A 21,551-nucleotide genomic window follows, 5' to 3' on the forward strand; every position below is an offset into this window, starting at 1 on the left:
ATTTTTAACTTTTTTTGTATATCAATAATTTTAACTATTTTATACCCGGGCCTAGCATATCGATTGATGGGTGTAAATCATCGTGATCGCTGTATGTGGGATGTCATAGGCAGTTGATAAGTAAATTAATCTGGAGTGTAGTAGATGGCCATAATCCCCTTGGATGAATTTAAAAAAGTCGCCGCTGTAAAATTTAAAAAGCAAGGTGAAAGTTACCAGCAGTTACTTCAACGTTATCAAGCTTATGAAGGGGTCAAAGGTAAAAACTCACCTGCAGAGTATGATGCATTAAAATTATTATTGGGTGAAGTTAACCAATATTTGGAAAAACATCCTGAGTCAGGACGAAATGCAGCAATACAAGCACTTAAAACACAGATTATCGAACGTCGCTATCAAGTTTGGCATGTTCAGCAAAATGAACAGTTAAAGCAGGAGCTAAGCCTGTTAGCGCAGGATCAGCAGCAGGCAAAAAAACAAGCGTACAATGAAGCACTCCAATTGCTAAAAGGGATTGTCGGTCATTCGTTTGAGCAGCCCAGTGAGTTAAGGCAGGTACTGGAAAGTCGTTTCTCTCAACAAGCGGTTGACTACTTAAATACGTTAACACAAGGGGTTTTGGCCAATGCTAAAAAACTCAATACAGGTATTCTTCGTGCAGTAACGGATACATTATTAAGTCCTGAGTTTGCTAATTTACAGAAAGCATTAGATGTTGTGACATTGAATACCAATAGTCCCGTTTCTGAACAGGGGCGATTTGCTGTCGCACAGGAATTGGCAAAGTTTCCTGCTGAGTTATTAGATTTAATGAAAGCCCACAATATTAGTGTGCTTGTTACCCAAGATAGTATTACCAGTTATTATCAGGAATTGAAAGGTGTCACTCCTCGTGGTTGGCCTGCAGGACAAACATGGGACTCTGTTCCTGGTGTGGGGGCATTTGGTGCTTACCGGGGCGCTGTTATTGCGGTTAAGCTGGATGCAAATGGAAAATGGGTCGTGCCAAAAACAGGTGATGGGCATAATGCGGCCAATCTGGTACTGCATGAAACAGCTCATGCTATTGATCGTATTGTCGGTGAAGCAAGTAATGGCGGACAATATCTGAGTAACCGAAAATCATTTTTAGCAGCCTGGCAAGGGGATTTTCATAATTTAGGTGATGACTACTATAAACAAGGTGGCACACAAGCCGGTCGAGAAGAAACTTTTGCGGAAGGGATTGCCAGGCACTATGAAAAAACGGCTCAGTTAAATTGGAAAAATGTACAGACATGGCTGTCAAATAAACCATTTGATAAATACGCTCAACAGTTTTATGACGAGTTTTCTGCAAGCTGGTGGCAAAAACAATTATCAAACGAGTTTTCTGCAGAAGTTAAAGCCTACGTTGAGCAGCAAGTACCAGAACTTAAATTACAAGAAAAACTGGACTTTGTAACACTGCGTAAAATTTACCAAGCGATTAATGATGCACCTATTGCTGGAAATAATGCACCGCTAGCGAGCTTGAATGCGCTAAAATCATCACAACCTTTATTGTCTTCTATTGCGCCACCACCACCTTCAGTGGATAACCTAGCTACGGTGTGGAGTGATGTTCCAAGTCGGGAACTACTAGTCAAGCAGGCCGCTGTAGTAGGTAAGCCACAAGGTGAAAGTTATAAAGCACTATTAAGCCAGCTTCAGCAATTTTGGCAGCAAAATGGTAGTGATCGAATTAATACGGCATTTAAATTATATCAGCAAGCCGGAGACTACATTGATCGTCACCCAGATTCAAAGCGTAATGGTGCGATTCAAGGATTACGTCAGCATTTAGCACGTGCTATTAATAAAGCGCAATCAGATCACCCTCAAACACAAGAAACACTCGCCAGAGTTAAAGCGCGTTTACAGCTTTTGCAATTAGAGGAAGGTTTAATTGCTGCCCCTCGGTCCGGTCAGGCTACGCAGCTAGCTGACGGAACTAGGGTTTTAACTAGCTCGCCGAATGCTGGTATTGACTCATTACAGCACTTACAAACGGTATTTGATCCATCTCTTAGAGATCAGGAACTTGCTGTAGGACGTGAAGCGGGTAATAAAGTAAAAGCGCAGGCCAATATATCCCAAGCAGAAGCAGATGCTATTACCTGGTATACCAAAGAAGGTTTCCAATATATCAATGATATGCTACGAAATGATCAGCCATTGACTCACTTTGTTAAGGATTATGGTATCAGTGCATTGCAGGGCTTAAATAAACTGGCTAATTATGAAGGCACAGTTTATCGCGCACTTGCAGTCGATGATTTATCCACGCTTGCTGACCGATTGACACCAGGACAGTTGGTGGGTGATAAAGGATTTTTATCAACCTCCACGAGTGCAGAGTTTGCTAAAGCGTTTCGTGGTGGCAAAGGTACCGTTATTTATGCCATTGAAGGTGTCACTAATGGCCGTAATGTCACTGGATTTGCGCAGCTAGAGCAAGCAGAAGTTTTGTTACAGCCAGGTAGCCATTTTCGAGTTGAGGCCACGAAACTCACCGATAACAATCTTTATGTGGTATTAAAGCAAGCTGATAATTTAAAAGCGGGTGAAGTGGTTCGAAACCTGGCAACAGGTGATGTATTAGGGGCGGTCATTAATGGTCAAACAACCACTCTGATAGATGATGTTAAGAAAACCTTCGTTGACCCTAATATTGCTGCTTTACTGGATATTCCGCAGCCAGGTGCAGCAAATGCTGGCCTTGGCAATACACCTCTCACTGGCGATTTACCTCCACCTCCACCCGTGACAACGGATAATGAATCTGCTTTAGTCGAAGCGGCCAGTCATCGCAAATTGGATATCACTGAAAAAGCAAAATATGTAGCCACAATTTACAACCGTCTGGCCAATGGGGTTACTACTGATGATGCCTATGGCGTAATTACACCAGGGTTTGAACGACCCACAGAAACAGCTCTTGCCCAGCTCAATGAAACAATACTGACAAAAGCAAAAAAAGCTATCGCTGAGAGTATTGATAAAACATTAGGTACATTACGCGGACAGCAACATAGTGTACCTGAAAGTTTGAATGCTCAAGTACGTGATGAGTTGGCATCTCTCTTTGTCGAAGCCACGGTTAAACAAGATTATGATTTACGTGCGGCATTAATTGCCAAAGTTGAGGCACTTGGTATTCCATTTGAGGCTAAAGGTCAGGGTGAAAAACTGCTCGCATTTTGGTCTGGGGAATGGCATGGATATGAATATGTGCTTAATCAGAAACTAGGTGCTGAAGGTAAAGCCATTGCAGTCGATCATCATGTTTCGGGTATCGAGTTTTTACACCAACTTCGTAATAGTTTAGATCATTTTGCTACGGATCTACGAGATAAGCCAACACTTAAAAACCTATTCCAGCAGGGAAGTCGAACATTAGCAGGTTATTTAAGCTCTGTTTATGCGACGGGCGCACAGGGTACAACTTATGTACTGTCTGAAGGTGGCATACAATTAAATAATTATTTTTGGAATGTTGAATTACCTGTGCTGAGAAAAATGCAGCGTGATGGCATTTTACAAGACATTAAAATTCTTTTTGAAAAGTTTGAGAGCTACGTTGATAAACCGCTCAGTGAAATTGGAGTTGCTGTTAGCAACAAAGATGTGCCTGTTAAGGTGCAATTGCAACGATTGCCTGAGCATCTGCAATCATGGGCGATTGTGAATGATTTTAAAAAGTTTGCAGATGGACAATTAACGCCTGCACTGGTCGCGTTGCATCAAGCCGCTAAACGTTATATTGACTTACATCCATCATCTAAACGTATACCCGCGGTCAAAGCGTTATTACAGTCAGTATCCAGCCAATTAATTTCATTAAATGAGTTAGCGTCTAAACCTCTGGCCGATCAACTGACGTTTGTAAAACAGTTTGCCCAAAAAACATCAATTAATAATGGTTTTCCTGAAATACTCTCACTTGCAGACTTTTCGACGAAGGCATCAGTCATTGGTAAGCCTAAAGGTGAAGGGTATCAGTCCGTTTTAACGGCGTTGGCAGCGTTACATAGTCAAGCCAGTAAAACAGCATTACCGGGTGATCGCACATTAATTGATTTGGGGTTAAATGGTGATTTTATTAATCATCATGCCGATAATTTAAGGCATCAACTGTTGCCATTTAATCTATTGCGGGAAACATGGGGAGTGAAAGTTAACCATGATATTACCAATGGGCAGGTGGCCATTACATTAGCTGATGGACGTCAGGTTAATGTACAGGTTGATGTTGCTGGTAATCAACGACAACAGTTAGCTACACTGCAGCGTTTTATTCTCGCTAATTATGATCAAACCTCTATTCCTAGTGGGTTAGCGTTAGCGGGTGACCAAATTAAGCAGATCAGTGACGCAGACTCAATCGTGCTGGCAACGCGTACTGAGGGACAGTGGCAGTTAACAGCAAAGTCATCAGTGGCATTTCCTCATGAAAATTACCAGGCGTATCGTTTTGCTGTAGCGCAAGATAAATTGGCTCGACAAATACAGTCTGGTGTTTATGAATACCAAGATAGTCGTGTATCTCATGTCGTTAAAATTGATGATACCTATTATGCCGCTAAGTTTGATAAAGATAACAATACCTGGCGATTAGTAGATAGTACAAATACGGCTAAACCGGGTGTGGCGGTTCACTTAGATGATGGGCAGTGGCAATTAAACTTAAAAGTAGGTTTAGCGGGTGGTAGGTCTGCTAATACAACGGATAGTGCAGACTCATTCACTCGTCAAAGTCAATGGGTTGCCACGTTATCCGATCAGCTTAATCAGCTATCAGGCGATATTCACTTTAAAGCATCAACCTTTACTCAGTTTGATACTGCTAGGCAGCCTGCTATTGATAAAGCGAATACGTTATTAGCAACACAACACCCTGTTTGGCTGGACACGTTTAATCACTTCGCGGAATTAAATAATGAACAGGCTTTAGGTCAATTAAGTGAGACTGACCAGCGTCAGTTAAGTAGTTACTTAGAGCAATTGGTTCAATTAAGTGCGGCAGCAGAAGAAAAACATTTATTCAGTGGTGGACAGTCACAGTCTGTGACGGACTTTGTTGGTTCTCTTCAGCAACAAGATAACCGAAGTAATGCAACTTATGTGTTAAGTGTGGCTGACCAACATGTGTTGATACAGGTGCATGACGCTAATGGGGAAGTCCGTATTAGCTTAAGTGGTACGGCATTAGGACAGGTATCTGGTATCCAGAATTATGGGCAATTACAACAGGCGTTAACAATATATCTGGATACCCTAAGTGATAGCCAACAACAGTCTTATGATCAGTTCAAGGTAGAATCAGTTAATGCCGAACAAGTAACACAGCTTGGTGAAACTCAACCTGCATTTAGCACGGCATTACGCGGCTCCATTCCTGGTACTGAGCAGCTACTGAAAGGGTTGGATAATACACAGGGGTTATTACAGCTGGGTGAGTTGCATATCAGCCGAGTGATGCTGCATGAGCTGGGTGCAACCGTTGATGGTAAGCCTGTTGATGTTAATACAGACTTTGCAGACGCTGAGCTTGCCAGCAAGTTGCAGTTGAGTGAGGGTAAATTACAGGCTTACTTAGCGCACAGTCATGAAGGTGGTGCTCAGGATACACAGACGGTTAGCCAATTAATAACATGGGTAAAACAGCAGCGTAGTCAGTCAGGAAATACATCACCTGCCGTTGTTGAACAAGGGTTACCTGATCATTGGCTGAGGGATCAATTGGCTCAGTTAGCCAGTAATCGCTATGCCTTTGAACAAGGCAAACAACTTGTCGAAGTCGCGAAGCTTAATCATTTATCTGTTGAATTAGCGCCCAGTACCAGTCATAAACCTCAGGCTGCTTTAGCGAATGTATTAGCAACTGCTCGTGCACAACAGCTTGACGCAGGAGTTGAGACACTATTAGCGAATCAAAACCGCATTAATTTTTTACAAACGACTCAACAGCAAGGCCGGGCAACTTCAGCAGAAACTGAGTCCTTAACACAACTGTTGTCGACCCAAGATGCATTGGTGAAGGCTTATCAAAGTGCCCCTTCCTTTAAGCAGTCATTAGGCTATTTAAGTATTCGTGATATTGTTCGGCAGGTAAGTGGTACGGCAGATAAAACACTGACGTTACGCTCTGGAAAATATCATTATTTAGTCAGCCAACAGAAGGGTAAGTTATCCTTTTATGATCCTGCCGTAGGCTGGATTTCAGGATTTAATTCTACTGATGGACTGCAACAGTTTCTCACGAATTATTTTTCTGATAGTGCTCGGTTGCAGTTAGGCACAGCCACATCAGCCTTTCAAACGCATGAAATTGCACCACAGTTTTTAAATAATGAACACGTTGCTTCATTAACCGATACCTTACGCACTGCAGCACCTGTTGAATTAGACCGTTTAGCACAGCTGGATTTACAACAAGGTCCTGTTAAATTGGGTGAGCAGTCTATCAGTCGAGTAAAATTGTGGCAGTTAGGCGCTAAAGCTGAGGGGCAGTCATTATCGAGTTTGAATTTCCAAGGTGACTGGGCATCATCGGTTCGTTTTGATGGTCAGTTATTGCAAGCTCACTTATCAACCAATCCTCCCAGTGATTTTATTGATAGTGTCAAACTATTGAAAACGATTGCACAACAGCGCAATAGTGATATCAGTAGTGTGGTGGATGGGGTAGAAAGTTCATCATTCAAGCAAGTCATAACATCACTGGAAGGTGATAGTCCACTTTCCTCACAACAAATACATCAGTTGCAGCGAAAAATTGCAGGTCCTCGTATTAATATCGGGACAATCAAACATATTGCAAGCCAAACACCAGGTGTAGCACTGCAAGTGTGGGGTATTTACTCGGGTATTAAATCGGCGGTAGATGCCTTTAAAAAAGGTGATACCCAAGAAGGTTTAATCCAGACGGGGGCGGTAGCTGCGAACCTTGCCTCAATTCCTGCAGAAATCGCTTTAAACCGCACTTTACCAAAACTAGGGCAACGGTTGACTGCCCGTTTAGCTGGGAGCGGATCAAGATTTGCCGCGGCTAGCAGTAACTTGGGCAAGTTGCTTGGACGAGCGGGTGGTCTGGGTGCAGCATTAATTACCTTGCCCTTTGATATTTATAGTGCCTATAAAGCATTTTCGGATGCAGGTAAAGAAGGCTTAACCGATAAACAACGACAAGACTTGTATGTCCAGGGTGGTTTTTCGGTGGCGGGTGCTGCAGTTTCATTGTCCCTTGGCGTTGCCGCTTTAGCAACAGGGAGTGCGGCATTAGGACCTATTGGTATTGGTTTAAGCGTGGCATTAATTGTCGGCTCGCAAATTTATTCTGCTGTACGTCAGGTGGAGGATGTCTGGGAGTATGTACCGGCACTGGATAACTGGCAGCATCGGTTACGCCAGGGTTGGTTAGCCTTTACAGGCCAAGAGATGGATCAGTGGGTGTTGGATGCTTATAAGGTTAATAAAACCAAGGAAATGTATCTTGAGCAAGCTAAATCCAATGCGGAGGAGTTATTAAAAGGTGAGTTGGGTAACTTAGTTGACACAATTGTTTACGGTGATGTTGATGTTGTTATCCAGGAGAACAAGGTATATAACGCTAATGGCTATGATATTGTCCGTGATCCTGTGGTGAAAGGCGACGAGGATGTTATTTTCGCTCAGGATGGCATTAATGCGTTGTTAGCTACAGAACAGCGTGAAGGTATACGTCCCACCCTTACTGTTCAGGGTGAACAGGATGACAAAAAAGGAGTATTTTTCAATATTGGTGATGGTCATGATACCGTGTTTGGGGTCACTAATAAGAAAAATGAGTTTTTATTTGGTAAAGGCAATAAAAATCTAAAAGGCGGTAAGTTGGATGATAATTTTACCTTTGCTGCAGGACACTCATTACTTAAAAATTTCGTTAATAATCCCGATAAATTGAACGATCGTATTTTCTTTGAAATTGATGGTGGTGAAGGTCAAAATACCTTAATTTTAAATGCTGAAACGTATTATAAATATGATCTTGAACGGCAATATACCGGTTTTATTGTTGATTTAAACCAAGGCAAAGTGTGGTTAAGAAAATCAGGTGAATCTGGAGAAGCTGCACGTGGGCCAGAAATTGGCTTGTTAAGAAATATTCAACATACATTAGGTGCATCTCAAGGAAGTGACATTATTTATGGTAATGATCAGAGCAACCGGTTATTGGCAAATAATGGCGATCAGGTTTTTGCCGGCGGTGGCAGCGATATTATCACTGTGACTGATCGTGCGACCGTTGATGGGGGGCGTGGTCAGGATATCTATCTGGTGCAGAATGATGCCAGCAATGTAGTCATTCACGAAGATGGTGCTGATGTATCCGTTATTCGTTTGGAATTTTCACTGGATGAAATCACTGATTGGCAGTTAATTGAGGGTGATTTACGGATAGGATTACAGGATCAGTTTAAATCGGTCACAATTAAAGGTGTGTATCAAAGGTCTAATAACCAGTGGCAGTTAGTCAATGACAAATTAAACTTCCAAACCCGTGATGGCTTTATGCTGGTACCACAGCTTGATAAAACACGTACGACAGAAGCAGCACAACAATTAACCTCCATTCAATTAGCGGTACGTTATTTGAAGCCTGGTGACAAAACGTATTTTGCTGAGAAAACCGGTGTTACGATTGATTTAGGTGAAAATCGTATTGATGGAAATAATCAAGGTGGTATTCAACAAGCCGATGAGTTTGTAGGAAAGGATGATCCTTCTGTTATTGTGGCTGATAGCCAGCATAGTGCTATTGAAGGTAAGCCAGCAGGACAGCGTTATTTAATTACCCGTGGTGCGGGTGACATTACCATTAAACCAGAAGCACAATCAGATGATAATGCAGTCATTAATACATTATTGCTTGATTACGATGAGTCTGAAATAAAAGGGATAGATATCCAGTATGAAGTAGAACATTATGGGTATGGCTACTATCGGAAAAACTATACGCTTGTTGTGACATTTCAGGATGGGCGTGAGCTGCTATTACCTAATGTTATTGATAAAACAATACATGTTGGCGATGCGTTGGCAAGAGGTGGTAAAACGTTACGAGATTATCGACTGATTACACGTGATGGTATTGCTTTATCGCTGCAAGACTATTCTATAAGTGGCTCACGGTATAGTACTAAACTTTTTCATCATGAAGGCCATTACGCTGATAAAACTAAGGAAGGTATTAAAAGAGTTAATACGCGTGACTTATTGGAGAGAAAAGACTACACCTTAACAGACTGGCAGTGGGGTAAAGGTAAAACCTTAGCTGAGCGCTATGTATTATCAGGTGAAGGAACATTTTTTGCTGACCATATTATTGGTAGTGATAAAAATGACCTGATTCGAGGTTATGGTGGTGATGATTTACTTCAGGGTAAAGATGGGCATGATACTTACGTTGTGGGAGCACTAGAGGGAACAGTGACCATTGATAATCGTGCTACTGATAATAAACTGGATAGTTTGGTGATTGCTGCCAGTTTTAATGATATCAAGAGCCATCGGGAAAATAATGATTTAGTGATTTCTGCCCGATTACCACGTCCTGATGGGAAGGGTAATACGGTATATATTGACCGGAAAATTGTGTTACAAAACTATTTTGTCAGTGAGGTTTTCCGTCACTTGACTATTGTGTCAAATGAAGGCCATCAACAAGAATGGGTGGTTGATGAGTTTGGCAACTTAAGCCGTATTATTACGGGTAAACAATCTGCAGCAGATCATTATTTATCTGATACATTAGCTACTTTGGAGAAAGACCAACCTCAGCTAGCAGATAAAAATAACTATCAGAATCATGAGATAGCTCTTAACCATGTAGTGGATGCGGATAAATTATCTGCGACACGATTTGTGGGTAGTCAACATGATGATCATATTATTTTAAAGACAGCAGGTCAGTTAAATAAACTGCAAATGGATGGACCTAAGGTCATTTACAATATTGACCTGGGTGAAGGCAATAATACGATTGATTTGAGCCAATTCTTCAAAAAAGGCGTTTATGTCAGCTTAATGGGACCGGCTGGTATTTCCTATAATACTGAGGCTTATGAGTTAAAACCCACAGATATATTAAACGAAACGATTCGTGTTAATAATGTGGTTAACATAATGGGTACTGATGGTAATGACGATTTACGTGGCAACAATGGAGGCAACCTGCTTGCGGGCGGTGATGGCGAAGATACCATTGATGGTAAAGAAGGTCGTAATATTTTAATAGGTGGAGCGGGTAACGACACTATTTATAGTGGTTCTCATCAAGACCTGATCATTTTTAGTCGCGGTGATGGGCACGATAGTATTGCTGGCAATACGGTCAATGATGTGATTGAAATTAATGGTTACAGCTTAAATGATTTACATTTTAGCCTGACATCTGAAAACCAATTAAAAGTGACGTTTAATGGTGAAGAACATGATGGAATAACCATCGCGCATTGGTCGAGTAACTGGAATCTGGTTATTAAAACGGAAGATGGGGTTATCAATAAAGCAGGTATTGATACATTAATTCCACTTTTCTCTGAGGTGGATGCTCAAAAATGGGCCGCTGGGCAAATTGCGGTTAATTCATCTCAGGAGAAAGCATTACATAGTGCGTGGCAGTTAACTCGTTTTACTTTACAGGGTGATGATGACCATGCCTCAGTGCTGACTGGCCAGCAAGGAAATGAAGAATTCATTGCGGGTAACGGTGGAACTGTGATTCGTGCTGGTGCTGGTGATGATGAACTAACGGATGGTGTGGGTAATGATGTATTGATCGCTGAGACGGGTGATGATCTGATTACGTTTAACCGTGCTGGAGAGGATGTTGCGAGTGGGGGGGAAGGTGACGATATTTATCGAGTAACTTCTTCGAGCCAGGGTATTAAAGTGATTGATAACCTAGCGGAAATTGGTGAAGACATACTTGTGCTTGAGCAAGCAAAAGGATTGGCCGATATTCAACTTGCGAAAAATGGTTTAGATCTACATATTTTACTCAAAGATGCGACTGGTAAGGTTAACACTAAAGACTTACCTGAAATTATTATCAAGAACTATTATCTGTCAGAAAAACATCGCCATTTAGACTTGGTGTTGGAAAATATCGATGTATCACATGCTGAGTTGTATGGACTTGCTAAACTGGCATTAAAACGAAAAGATGTTTTAAGTAATAACTCGATAAATGGTGCACAATCAACCGATATTAACCCGTTACACAACAGCGACCGCCCATTGGCTGTTTCACTGAATGGTGAGCTGATGGATGGGCCCATATTTAAGGGATCTAAGTATGCCGATTACGTTAAGCTGACGAAAGTTGGGCATTTACAGGAACTGAATTTAGGTCAAGGAGACAACACTCTCGACTTATCTGACTTGGTTGTCGACGGTAATACGTCAGTTGTTTTATTACCTGAATCCCATCCTTATCAGCGGCTACATGTCAATGGTAAAGAAATACAATTGCATGGTGTGCAACGTGTCATTGGTAGTGCTGCAGATGATAATCTTTATGGTAATGAATCTGCGAATATCTTGCATGGTGGTATGGGTAATGATCGATTGTTTGGATTAAAAAACAGTAACACGCTCATTGGTGGTAAAGGTGATGACTATATACGCAGTGGTCAGGATCAAGATACCATTATTTTTGAACAGGGTGATGGTCATGATCAGGTGGTAGGTGATACGACGGGTGATGTCATTAAGCTAAAAGGTGTGAATGCCTACGATGTGCATTTTTCCATGGAAGGGAATGCGCTTGAGATCGGTTTTAAAGGGCAGCAAAATGATAAAATCACCATTGCTGACTGGAACCAAAATCAAGGTCTTTATATTACGACGGATGATGGCAGTGTGCTTGATAAGCAGGGAATTGGTCAGTTGGTTCAAGCCATGGCATCGTTACCAAGCGATTCGTGGTCTGCCTCAACGCCAATAACTGATGAGATCAAAGCCACAATGACACAGGCATGGACAATAGCTAAATCATAAACCTAACAATAATGAGGTAAAAAAGCAGCCTGATGGCTGCTTTTTTTTTATTTTTTTATTTAGGTGAGGCGGAATGCGTATAATGACTGATAGCCTGGTCAATAATAGTTTGATATTGGTTGGTTTCTATTAATTCGTTAATGGCATAGTCAAACTGTTTGATTAAATCGGTTGAAAATTTAGATTTTTTTGATAACAGTAAGGTGAATTTCATTGTTCCGTAGACTTTCGGTAAAATGATAAGCTTATTTTGTAAAGCTAACCGAGCCACTTCGTAGTTGCCCACGGCATAGGCTTGAATCATAAGGTCTGCATAGTCTTTTACGATACGTTGTAAACAATTGCTTGCCTTTGGTACGGTATGAAAATTAATTTGGTGGCTTTCCCAGAAATTATATCCCCAGCCATTGCCAATGATTTCACAAACTCTGAAATTTTGAAAATCCTCAGCAAAAGAAACATGATTAATGTGCTGAATAATGTAAGGCTCATTACGAGTAATGGCTTGCATTTTAATGGTATAGACAATATTAACTGAACGGTATGTATAAGAAAGGCGCTCGTCAGTGGGAACGGTTATAAATGCATCCATCGTACCTTTTTTGACTTCTGATTGAACTCTTTTCCAGGGAAAGCCATAGTTAATTGGGGTTATGTGGAAGTGGTTATCAAAAATAGTATCTAAAAGATCAACCAGTATTCCATGTACTTGGTTTTGTGGTCCCATGAATGAGTATGGGGGCCAGTCGCTGTTATAAGCAATATTAATTGTTTCACTCCAAGTGGGTGAAGCTATTAATGAGCAAAGTTTAAAGAATAAAACCTGACGATAAAGTAGCTTCATGGGTAAGTTGTTTATTTTCAGTGAAGTTTAGTCTTACCTTTATCACCTATGAGGAAGAAAAGGAAAGTAGCTGCAATAATAACCAATTTATTAAAGTCATCATTTTCAGCCACTTACTATACTATGAACATATAGAATACTGCTTTAAAGTATAGTGAAAAGAAGTGGATAGCGCGTTGTTTATGACAAGTGTTTTAGAATAGAGTGAAATAATGTTTAGAGACGGCATTTTTGCACATTATTCTGTGACTGGCAAGGCATCAGGGGGGGCTAACGGATACTGATAACAAAGGAATATATGGCCTATACTGCAGTCAAGCAAAGCGAATATTTGTGGAAAAGTGCGAATGAGGCTTCATTAATTATGCGGTTTAGTTGTTGTTGGGTATTTTTTAGTGTGGTTGCATTCAATAATACGCATCTTTATGCTGATCCTCTTGAAATAGTAATGGACTATTATCCTCCTTTTAGTTATGAAGAACGTGGGGTTGCTAAAGGCATCTGTACCGATGTGGTTAATGCAGTGCTACAAAAGATAGAACGACAAGCCGTAATTACTCAGTTGCCTTTTGCTCGAGCGTATAAAAAAACAATGGAAGGTCAGGGTGTTTATGAATTTTGTGTTGTGCGAACACCTCAGCGAGAAAAGTTATTTCAGTGGGTCGGAATTGTGGGACCTGCAGAGCAGGCCTTAATAGCTAAAAAAGAAAGTAAAATAGTCATAGACGATATATTCCAGTTAAAAAAATATCATATCGGGTTGGTTGTGGAGGATGTTGTCGATCAGCACTTATCTAACTATGAAGCAAAATATAATTTAAATATAGAACGTGTGCCTAGCTATGAAGTCAATATGAAAAAGCTCATAAATGGGAGAATCGATATATGGGGGGGTAATTTGCATGTAGGATTTTATTTAATAAAAAAACTTGGGGGAGAAATGAAGGATTATGAGATGGTATATAATATTAAAAGTTTAAAGGGGGATTACTACTTGGTCACTGGAATTAAAACTGATAAAAATGTTGTGGCTGAACTAAAGGAAGGTTTTGAAAAGGTGCATTCAGGTAGTGTTTATCAAACCATTGTTGATAGTTATCTAGGAAACGAATAATTCATCCCTGACTTTATAGGTTGTTTATTGGCAGAAGCTATACTTATTATTAATTATTTTATATGCAGTTGCTCTGCTTTTTTTATGAGGTGAAAAGCCCATAAATATGGGCTTATAATATAAAAATTTTCTATCATAATAGTTAATGGACTGGAAAGTAATTACTGACTGGTAATTTAGCCCATTCGAAAGGAATATTATGCGCTTCTGTGTAGTCTTCAAACAGGCCAATCGCTTCGCGAACTCGATCTAAGTATCTATCCGCAGACTCTTGGTGAAAACCAATGGATACATAGATATTCTGGTCAGGGTTTTGTTGCCATTTTTCAATATTTTTCTTAAGGACATCAAGCATTCCTTCAGCAGTAATGTAGTCTGCGAGAATGCCATTGTCTGGTATTTCCACGAGTTGAGCATTTTCAGAACCACGTATCCTATAGGGATGTGAATCTGTATCTGTTGCTGTCCAAAGGTTATCCAGCCAGCGATATAATGGCAGCTTTTCCCATGGACTATCTTTGAGTAACTCTGAAGGAACTGCAGAAGAATCATAGCGAATTCCTTCTTCAGCAAGGGCTTGTATAACATGAGATTTGGCCATCCAACCACCTGCACGGAAACTGACAGGTTGGTCAAAACCTTCATCCATCAGTATACGTTTACTCTTACGAATTATTTTCTTTAACTCGTCTTTATTGTAGGCACTAATATCGATTTCATGTCCACAGTCTTTAGGGGTTTCACAATTTGCGAGATCGATGGGCGTATTGGTATGTGCTCGAGGAGCAGTTTTAAATACGACATTACTTGCTTCAGCAAGCGAGCGCCAACCATGTATGTGCAGGCCATGTTCATCAATGGGCAGTAGCACCGACTGTATTTTTTGGGTTACATCTACAGGGTTTGCATCTGCTTTAGTGTAGTAAGCAGCATTTAAAAAGTGTAGTAGGCCGATCTCAGGGAAATCTTCCCGAAAAGTTTTCATTTTTTGTAGATCTTTATCTTTTAAGAAGTAGCCCTCCCAGTCAACGCTAATAATAGCGACCACTTTACCTTGAGCGAAGGCATGGTGGCTTAACAGGAAAATCCAGCAGATGAAGAATATTTTAGAAAAACTGAATTTAGACTTTTGTTTCATTAATATACCTTATATGTCTTATTGTTGGACGTATATGGTATACATATTTTTTTATAATAATAAATAAGATATTTAATATAATGGATAAAAAAATCTCCTACAAAACCTTCTATGTCGTGCGTTGGTTCGAGTTTATAAAGTAAATTAACAGTTTTTTCATAGACAACCGTTGAAGTGTGCAGTTTGTATCACAGGAGATAAACTTTTTAATGCTTTGATTTACTTATGGTTGGTATGTCTCACAACTTAAGACAATCAGAATGGTGTGGTTGACAGTTGCTTACAATGGGTATTCATCGTGTTCTTGAATAATCAATAACTATAACAAAAAACAAGAATGACTATTCAGTTAAATGGTGTTGCATATATGCGTCGCAAAAGATCTGCTGTGAAAGTAAGGCCTTATACCATTATGGGTATAGGATTTTGTTAATTGATGGAGTAAAAGATCAACAAATAGCCAAGTTTGGTTTTGCAAAAGCTATTGTGCTTACGCATACTAACTACTAAACCTTAGGGCTTTTTTAGTATGAGAATATTGATACTATTCGTTTGCCTATTGCTATCGTTTTTTAACGCGGCTGAAGCAGATGATAAGATTAAAGTGGTCTTTGTAAGTTGCTGTTTACCTGAAGGTTTTTTCTGGCCCAAGGTGGAAGCGTTTATGCGAGCTGCAGCAGATGATTTGAATATTGAGCTTGAAGTGCTCTATGCGCAAATGGATTATATGTACATGAAAAGCATTGCTGTTAGTGTAGCGAACCGTCAAGTTAAACCTGATTACCTCATAATAGATAATTATAAATTAGCAGCAGGAAAAATAATAAAAACGTTGAGTGAATCAAAAATAAAAATATTTTTAATGGCTAATGGCCTAACAAAAGAACAGGCTTCTATTTATGGTAATCCTCGTGAAATTTATCCAAATTGGATAGGAGAGTTAACACCTGATAACTATTATGCTGGATACCAGTTAGCTAAATCGACAATAGATTATTTTTTGTCACATAACAATAATATCAATGTAAATATTCTTGCATTATCAGGGGATCAAGCAACACCCGCAAGTATAGCGCGTGTGAATGGTCTTAAAAAAGCAATATCTCATTATCAAAATGTGGTGATCAAGCAAGTTATACCTGGCAATTGGCAACAACAGGATGCGTATAAAAAAACATATCATCTCATAAGACGATACCCTGACATCAATGTTGTTTGGGCTGCGAATGATGAAATGGCCTTAGGCGCAATGGAAAGTGTCATTGAGTATGGTAAGCAGCCTGGAAAAGATATTTACTTTAGTGGCATTAACTGGAAAAAAGAAGCATTGAAGAAAGTACAGGATGGTTCAATGGTCGTCAGTATTGGTGGACATTTTATGATGGGGGGATGGGCACTGGTTATTTTACATGACTATCACTTCGGTATTGATTTTGCTCAATCCGAAGGACTAAAGATGAAAATGAAATTGTTTAATGTCATTGATGTTCATAATGTGCAACGTTATTTAGAAACATTGGGTGATGAACAGTGGCAAAAAATAAATTTTAAACACTTTTCAAAACGGTATAATTCAAGTCTGACACAATATGACTTTAGTTTAAACTCGATACTACATAATATTGAAGAAGTTAATTTGACAAAGAAAGGCCAAAATTAATTAAGCTTGCTGAATTGTCCTAGTATATCTTCACTTAAGTAAAGTGGTATAAAAAAGGTGGTGTTCTTTAATATAACTACATTCTTACTCACTCAATTTCAGGAAGGTGCGCATGCAATCGTTCATGAGTTAAAATCATTAAAGAGCACCACTTCATAAATAAGCTCCACATTGGTAGTTTTTATTACTTTATGAATTCCCTCACTATTGTTGTTATCTACGACCCCATATAGCCCCAAGATATATACTTACTTCAAAATGGGATATACCTATAAAGTAGTATTTTTTTATGTCACTGGCTAGTGAAGTGTTTTTTAAAAGAAGATGACTGTAATTTTAAAGTTGATAGGGAGGGTATACAACGCTTGATTAATAATTACTATTGAACCTATCTATTTTTTCAATCTATTTTCTGCCTCTTACATCATAAGAAACTGCTATACCTAACTTGCCAGCCTTCTGATTTCTTACCCCTAAGGGAGTATTTCTTATGATAAAAAAAGTGATTACGAGCGTTGCTGTTTGGGCGGTAATTATATCCCCACTGACACCCTTTAGTCAGGCTTTTGCTCAAGCTGAACCAAAGCCAAACAAGTTTTGGTGGCCTAAACAGTTAAATCTGAAACCCCTTCGTCAGCATGCAGAGGAATCAAACCCATTGGGTGAAAAATTCAACTATGCAGAGGCTTTTAAGAGCCTTGATATAAATGCTGTGAAGAAGGATATAAAAGCATTACTAACCACTTCTCAGGACTGGTGGCCTGCTGACTATGGTCATTATGGTCCTTTTTTTATTCGGATGGCCTGGCATAGTGCAGGGACTTATCGAGTGGGTGATGGTCGTGGTGGTGCTGGTGGTGGTCAACAGAGGTTCGACCCTCTCAATAGTTGGCCAGATAATGCCAACTTGGATAAAGCGCGTCGACTACTGTGGCCTATCAAGCAGAAATATGGACGGAAAATATCCTGGGCTGACTTGATGATTCTAACAGGCAATGTATCGCTCGAATCTATGGGGTTTAAAACATTTGGATTTGCAGGAGGCCGAGAGGATGATTGGGAGCCAGATATGGTTTACTGGGGGCCTGAGACAAAGTTTTTAGCCGATGAGCGCTACAGTGGAAAACGTGAACTGGAAAATCCACTTGCTGCTGTGCAGATGGGGCTGATTTATGTAAATCCTGAAGGGCCTAATGGTAATCCCGATCCGCTGGCGGCAGCAAAAGATATTCGTGACACGTTTGGTCGAATGGCCATGAATGATGAAGAGACGGTTGCGCTCATCGCGGGTGGACACACGTTCGGTAAATCGCATGGTGCGGTAAAGGCTGACTGCCTGGGGCCAGAACCTGCTGCAGGTGCTATTGAGCAACAAGGTTTAGGTTGGAAAAATAAATGTGGTAAAGGTAATGCTGAAGACACGATGACCAGTGGGTTGGAAGGTGCATGGTCCGTTAATCCCATAGCTTGGACTTCGCAGTATCTTGATAATTTGTTTGCTTTTGAATGGGTAAAAACAAAGAGTCCTGCTGGTGCGACTCAGTGGATTCCTGCTGATAATAAAGGAGCAAACCTTGTTCCGGATGCCCACGATGCGTCTAAAAGACATGCACCGATGATGTTTACCACTGACCTTGCACTGAAGTTTGACCCTGCATACAAGAAAATCGCAATGCGATTTAAAGAAAATCCAAAAGAATTCGAGTTAGCCTTTGCAAAAGCCTGGTTCAAATTAACACATCGTGATATGGGACCTCGTGCTCGCTACCTTGGCAAAAATATTCCGCAGGAGGAGTTGTTATGGCAAGACCCTGTTCCTGCCGCTGACTATAAACTGATTGACGAAAAAGATATTACCGCTTTGAAGTCAAAGATCCTTGCTTCTGGCTTATCCATACCTGAACTTGTCCGAAGTGCATGGGCATCAGCAGCTACTTTCCGTGGCACAGATATGCGAGGTGGTGCGAATGGTGCACGTATTCGGCTTGAACCACAAAAAGACTGGTCAGTGAATAATCCAAAGGAATTATCAAAGGTTCTCTCGCGCCTGGAGAGTATCCAAAAGGACTTTAATGGTTCACTTTCCGGTGGTAAGAAAGTATCCCTAGCGGATGTTATTGTTTTGGCAGGAACGGCGGCTATTGAACAAGCGGCTAAGAAAGGTGGCTTTGAAGTGAAAGTGGCTTTCCATCCTGGGCGTACTGATGCGTCTCAGCAGCAGACAGATGTTAAATCGTTTGCTGTGCTTGAGCCTAAGGCGGATGGCTTTCGTAATTATTATGAAAAAGGTTTAAACCGTTCACCAGCAGATATGTTGGTTGATCGCGCTAGCCTGTTAAATCTGACAGTTCCTGAAATGACCGTTCTTGTGGGGGGGATGCGTGCATTAAATGCTAATGCTGGTGAGTCTAAACATGGCGTGTTTACAGATAAACCTGGCGTATTGAGTAATGATTTCTTTGTAAATTTACTCGATATGGCGACGAAGTGGACAAAATCCTCCAAGTCAGAGGGTATTTATGAAGGACAAGATCGTAAAACAGGTAAATTGAAGTGGACAGCGACTCCTGTTGATTTGATCTTTGGCTCAAATTCTGAATTGCGTGCTGTCGCTGAAGTATATGCCGCGAATGATGGCAAAGAAAAGTTTGTTAATGACTTTGTAGCTGCCTGGACAAAAGTAATGACGTTAGACCGCTTTGATTTATAAATGGAGATTTTGGGGTGTGTTTTTACACCCCAAATAACCACCTCAAACCTGCCTTTATCCGCTAATTTTTACCCAGATTTACACTAATGTATTGCTAAGATGCTTTTAAGTATCTCTATATATACCCATAACGAAGGGTTTTTAGGAGCGGCCGTCAAGTGATGAAGCCTCAGGAGCTTATATTAATAAGTGACCGGGGTGGCAGTTAAATGCTCCTGCATAAACTGTATTCCCACCATCCTTGGTGATCAAGAACGCTGACAACAAACCCTAAAAATTATTCGTGAAGGGTATACACTTGTATTAAAGTGTATCGCGTATTGAACTTTAGCTAAATTGAAAGTATGTTTGCATGAAATAAACTCAGAGTAGAAAAGGGAATGGAGTGTAACGTTAAGGGATTTAACGTTTAGATATGCACTATAGATGTTTAGGTAGTAAAAAAGTGAGTAAATAATGGAACTCTATATCGCAATTATCGCCTTTATAGGTATTACCGTTTATTATTTTTACAATTATTGGGTGCCGGGTGAACCCATAAAAAAAAGTAAACTATTGGCATTTGCTTTAGTGGCTTCAAACCTTCTTTACGTTTTTATTTATTTACCTCCACCTGATCCTACCTGGACCAATATTTGGTGGTTTCCGACATTCTATTTGTGGACTGAAGTAGCTGCATACTCAATGATTTTACTACCTAATGATACTGAGGTAGGTGCAACTAAAGCATTAACTACTTATACTGCATGGTTTATGATGCTGCTTTTTTTTAGTATAGGAATGCTTGATGCGCTTTTTTAGTCAGGAAATCAGCCAAGACAAGCACATATAATTTTACCATTTAAAGAACTTTTTTCTAAAGCAGCTTTGTTCAAGGTTTGCAATATATGGGTTTGCTATACTCGTCACAAACTATATTTTTAGGCAAATGTTTTATGAGCAATACGCGCATCCACTTCTATAGGTAAATCCATATGATTAGCTATTTTCTTAGTTAAATTCAGTGCAGTTTCGATATCGGACGTTTTTACTAAATTATGCCATCCTTCCTTAGACTGAACGAATATATGATAAGTGACACCATACCGATGAGGTGTAGAAACTACTCTAAATTGCTTTAATGGCATAATGAGCTTTTTTCGATTTAAAAATGCCATTGAGTAGGCGTAGGTGATCCTACTTTTGGTTAACGTAATCTGTTGTAAACTTGGTGATAGCAGTTCTATGAAAGAAAGACAAGCCACAATAAAAAAGGTCGATAAAGCGAACACTAAATAACCATAGATCAAAAAAAAGATAGATGCCACTAGAAAAAAACACAAAAGCCAATGATCACTTTTATCTGACTCACAGGTGACTACCATCTCTTGTGTCGGGAAAACGACAACATCATAATCAGTTATATTATTATTCTCTGGCTGATTAATATGATCAAAATTGATATGGAAAAATGGTTCACCTGAGTCATTGTTAAAAATAAACTGTTTAGTAATCTTTGCGTCTGTTAATGCCGAAAGATACTCTGCATAGGTAAACACATTTGTATTGGAGTGCCACTGATCAACACTTAACAGACAGTAGTTATCTTTGTCTAACAGTTGAAAATAAATGTTGCTTTGGCAATTTGCATAGCCTGTGGTTCTTCTTTCAATATGAATGCTTTTAATGTCTGTAAGTAATATTACCTGCTCCGTATTGTTAGAAGAATATTTTATGTCGTTCTGGCCGATGTCCAAAGTGGCATCTTTAGTTTGATCTGCTTTCCATCCAATGATAGTGCCCAGTAAGAAAAACACGGTAAATGTTGGTAAAAAAACACTATTGGGTACATCCCACCAATAGATTAGTCCCAATACCAACATGATGATCATTTCTAATAAAAGCACAGTAGAAAAAGTAGAAATAAACCGTTCACCCCATGAAGGTTTGACTCCCTTTATATTAACTGTAGTCACTGCTTAATGTACCTAATTTAAAGACAATTACTTAACCTGTGTCTAATACTCTAACATCAAAATC

At 39.9% G+C, this 21,551-nt stretch carries 8 protein-coding genes; 5 read left to right on the forward strand and 3 right to left on the reverse strand.

Annotation, left to right across the window (positions count from 1 at the left end):
• Positions 1-144 precede the first annotated feature (144 nt).
• On the forward strand, positions 145-12,066 hold the full coding sequence (locus ACQ96U_RS00800; RefSeq protein ID WP_431719321.1) for a membrane-targeted effector domain-containing toxin: 11,922 nt from the start codon (positions 145-147) through the stop codon (positions 12,064-12,066).
• A 55-nt stretch (positions 12,067-12,121) separates the two neighbouring features.
• Here ACQ96U_RS00800 and ACQ96U_RS00805 read toward each other — a convergent pair whose 3' ends face one another.
• Positions 12,122-12,910 carry a substrate-binding periplasmic protein gene (locus ACQ96U_RS00805; protein ID WP_431719322.1) on the reverse strand — a complete coding sequence of 263 codons (789 nt, stop codon included), beginning with the start codon at positions 12,908-12,910 and terminating at the stop codon, positions 12,122-12,124.
• A gap of 298 nt (positions 12,911-13,208) precedes the next feature.
• On the opposite strand from ACQ96U_RS00805, the gene ACQ96U_RS00810 reads away from it, so the two are divergent.
• Entirely contained in the window at positions 13,209-14,024 is an 816-nt protein-coding gene (locus ACQ96U_RS00810; protein ID WP_431719323.1) for a substrate-binding periplasmic protein, read from the forward strand.
• Between the two features lie 142 nt (positions 14,025-14,166).
• Here the strand turns inward: ACQ96U_RS00810 and ACQ96U_RS00815 are convergent, their stop codons facing one another.
• Complete coding sequence (locus ACQ96U_RS00815) at positions 14,167-15,162, reverse strand: hypothetical protein (protein ID WP_431719324.1); 996 nt, start codon at positions 15,160-15,162, stop codon at positions 14,167-14,169.
• A 529-nt stretch (positions 15,163-15,691) separates the two neighbouring features.
• On the opposite strand from ACQ96U_RS00815, the gene ACQ96U_RS00820 reads away from it, so the two are divergent.
• From ACQ96U_RS00820 to ACQ96U_RS00830, 3 genes are all read left to right on the forward strand, one after another.
• Positions 15,692-16,822: an ABC transporter substrate-binding protein gene (locus ACQ96U_RS00820; RefSeq protein WP_431719325.1), complete on the forward strand. Its 1,131-nt coding sequence runs from the start codon at positions 15,692-15,694 to the stop codon at positions 16,820-16,822.
• 490 nt (positions 16,823-17,312) lie between these two features.
• Positions 17,313-19,532, forward strand: coding sequence for a catalase/peroxidase HPI (gene katG / locus ACQ96U_RS00825; protein WP_431719326.1), 2,220 nt, complete (start codon positions 17,313-17,315; stop codon positions 19,530-19,532).
• A gap of 456 nt (positions 19,533-19,988) precedes the next feature.
• A complete protein-coding gene (locus tag ACQ96U_RS00830) occupies positions 19,989-20,333 on the forward strand; it encodes a hypothetical protein (RefSeq protein ID WP_431719327.1) in 345 nt (114 codons plus the stop codon).
• Positions 20,334-20,452: 119 nt separating this feature from the next.
• Here ACQ96U_RS00830 and ACQ96U_RS00835 read toward each other — a convergent pair whose 3' ends face one another.
• Positions 20,453-21,487: a hypothetical protein gene (locus ACQ96U_RS00835; protein ID WP_431719328.1), complete on the reverse strand. Its 1,035-nt coding sequence runs from the start codon at positions 21,485-21,487 to the stop codon at positions 20,453-20,455.
• Between the last annotated feature and the right edge of the window lie 64 nt (positions 21,488-21,551).

Origin of the sequence: Zooshikella sp. RANM57 (assembly GCF_050749885.1) — a bacterium.
In the GTDB taxonomy this organism is placed as follows: Bacteria; Pseudomonadota; Gammaproteobacteria; order Pseudomonadales; family Zooshikellaceae; genus Zooshikella.

Coding starts and splice junctions, on each gene's coding strand:
- ACQ96U_RS00800 (WP_431719321.1), top strand. CDS start 145: ATGGCCATAATCCCCTTGGATGAATTTAAAAAAGTCGCCGCTGTAAAA.
- ACQ96U_RS00805 (WP_431719322.1), bottom strand. CDS start 12,910: ATGAAGCTACTTTATCGTCAGGTTTTATTCTTTAAACTTTGCTCATTA.
- ACQ96U_RS00810 (WP_431719323.1), top strand. CDS start 13,209: ATGGCCTATACTGCAGTCAAGCAAAGCGAATATTTGTGGAAAAGTGCG.
- ACQ96U_RS00815 (WP_431719324.1), bottom strand. CDS start 15,162: ATGAAACAAAAGTCTAAATTCAGTTTTTCTAAAATATTCTTCATCTGC.
- ACQ96U_RS00820 (WP_431719325.1), top strand. CDS start 15,692: ATGAGAATATTGATACTATTCGTTTGCCTATTGCTATCGTTTTTTAAC.
- katG (WP_431719326.1), top strand. CDS start 17,313: ATGATAAAAAAAGTGATTACGAGCGTTGCTGTTTGGGCGGTAATTATA.
- ACQ96U_RS00830 (WP_431719327.1), top strand. CDS start 19,989: ATGGAACTCTATATCGCAATTATCGCCTTTATAGGTATTACCGTTTAT.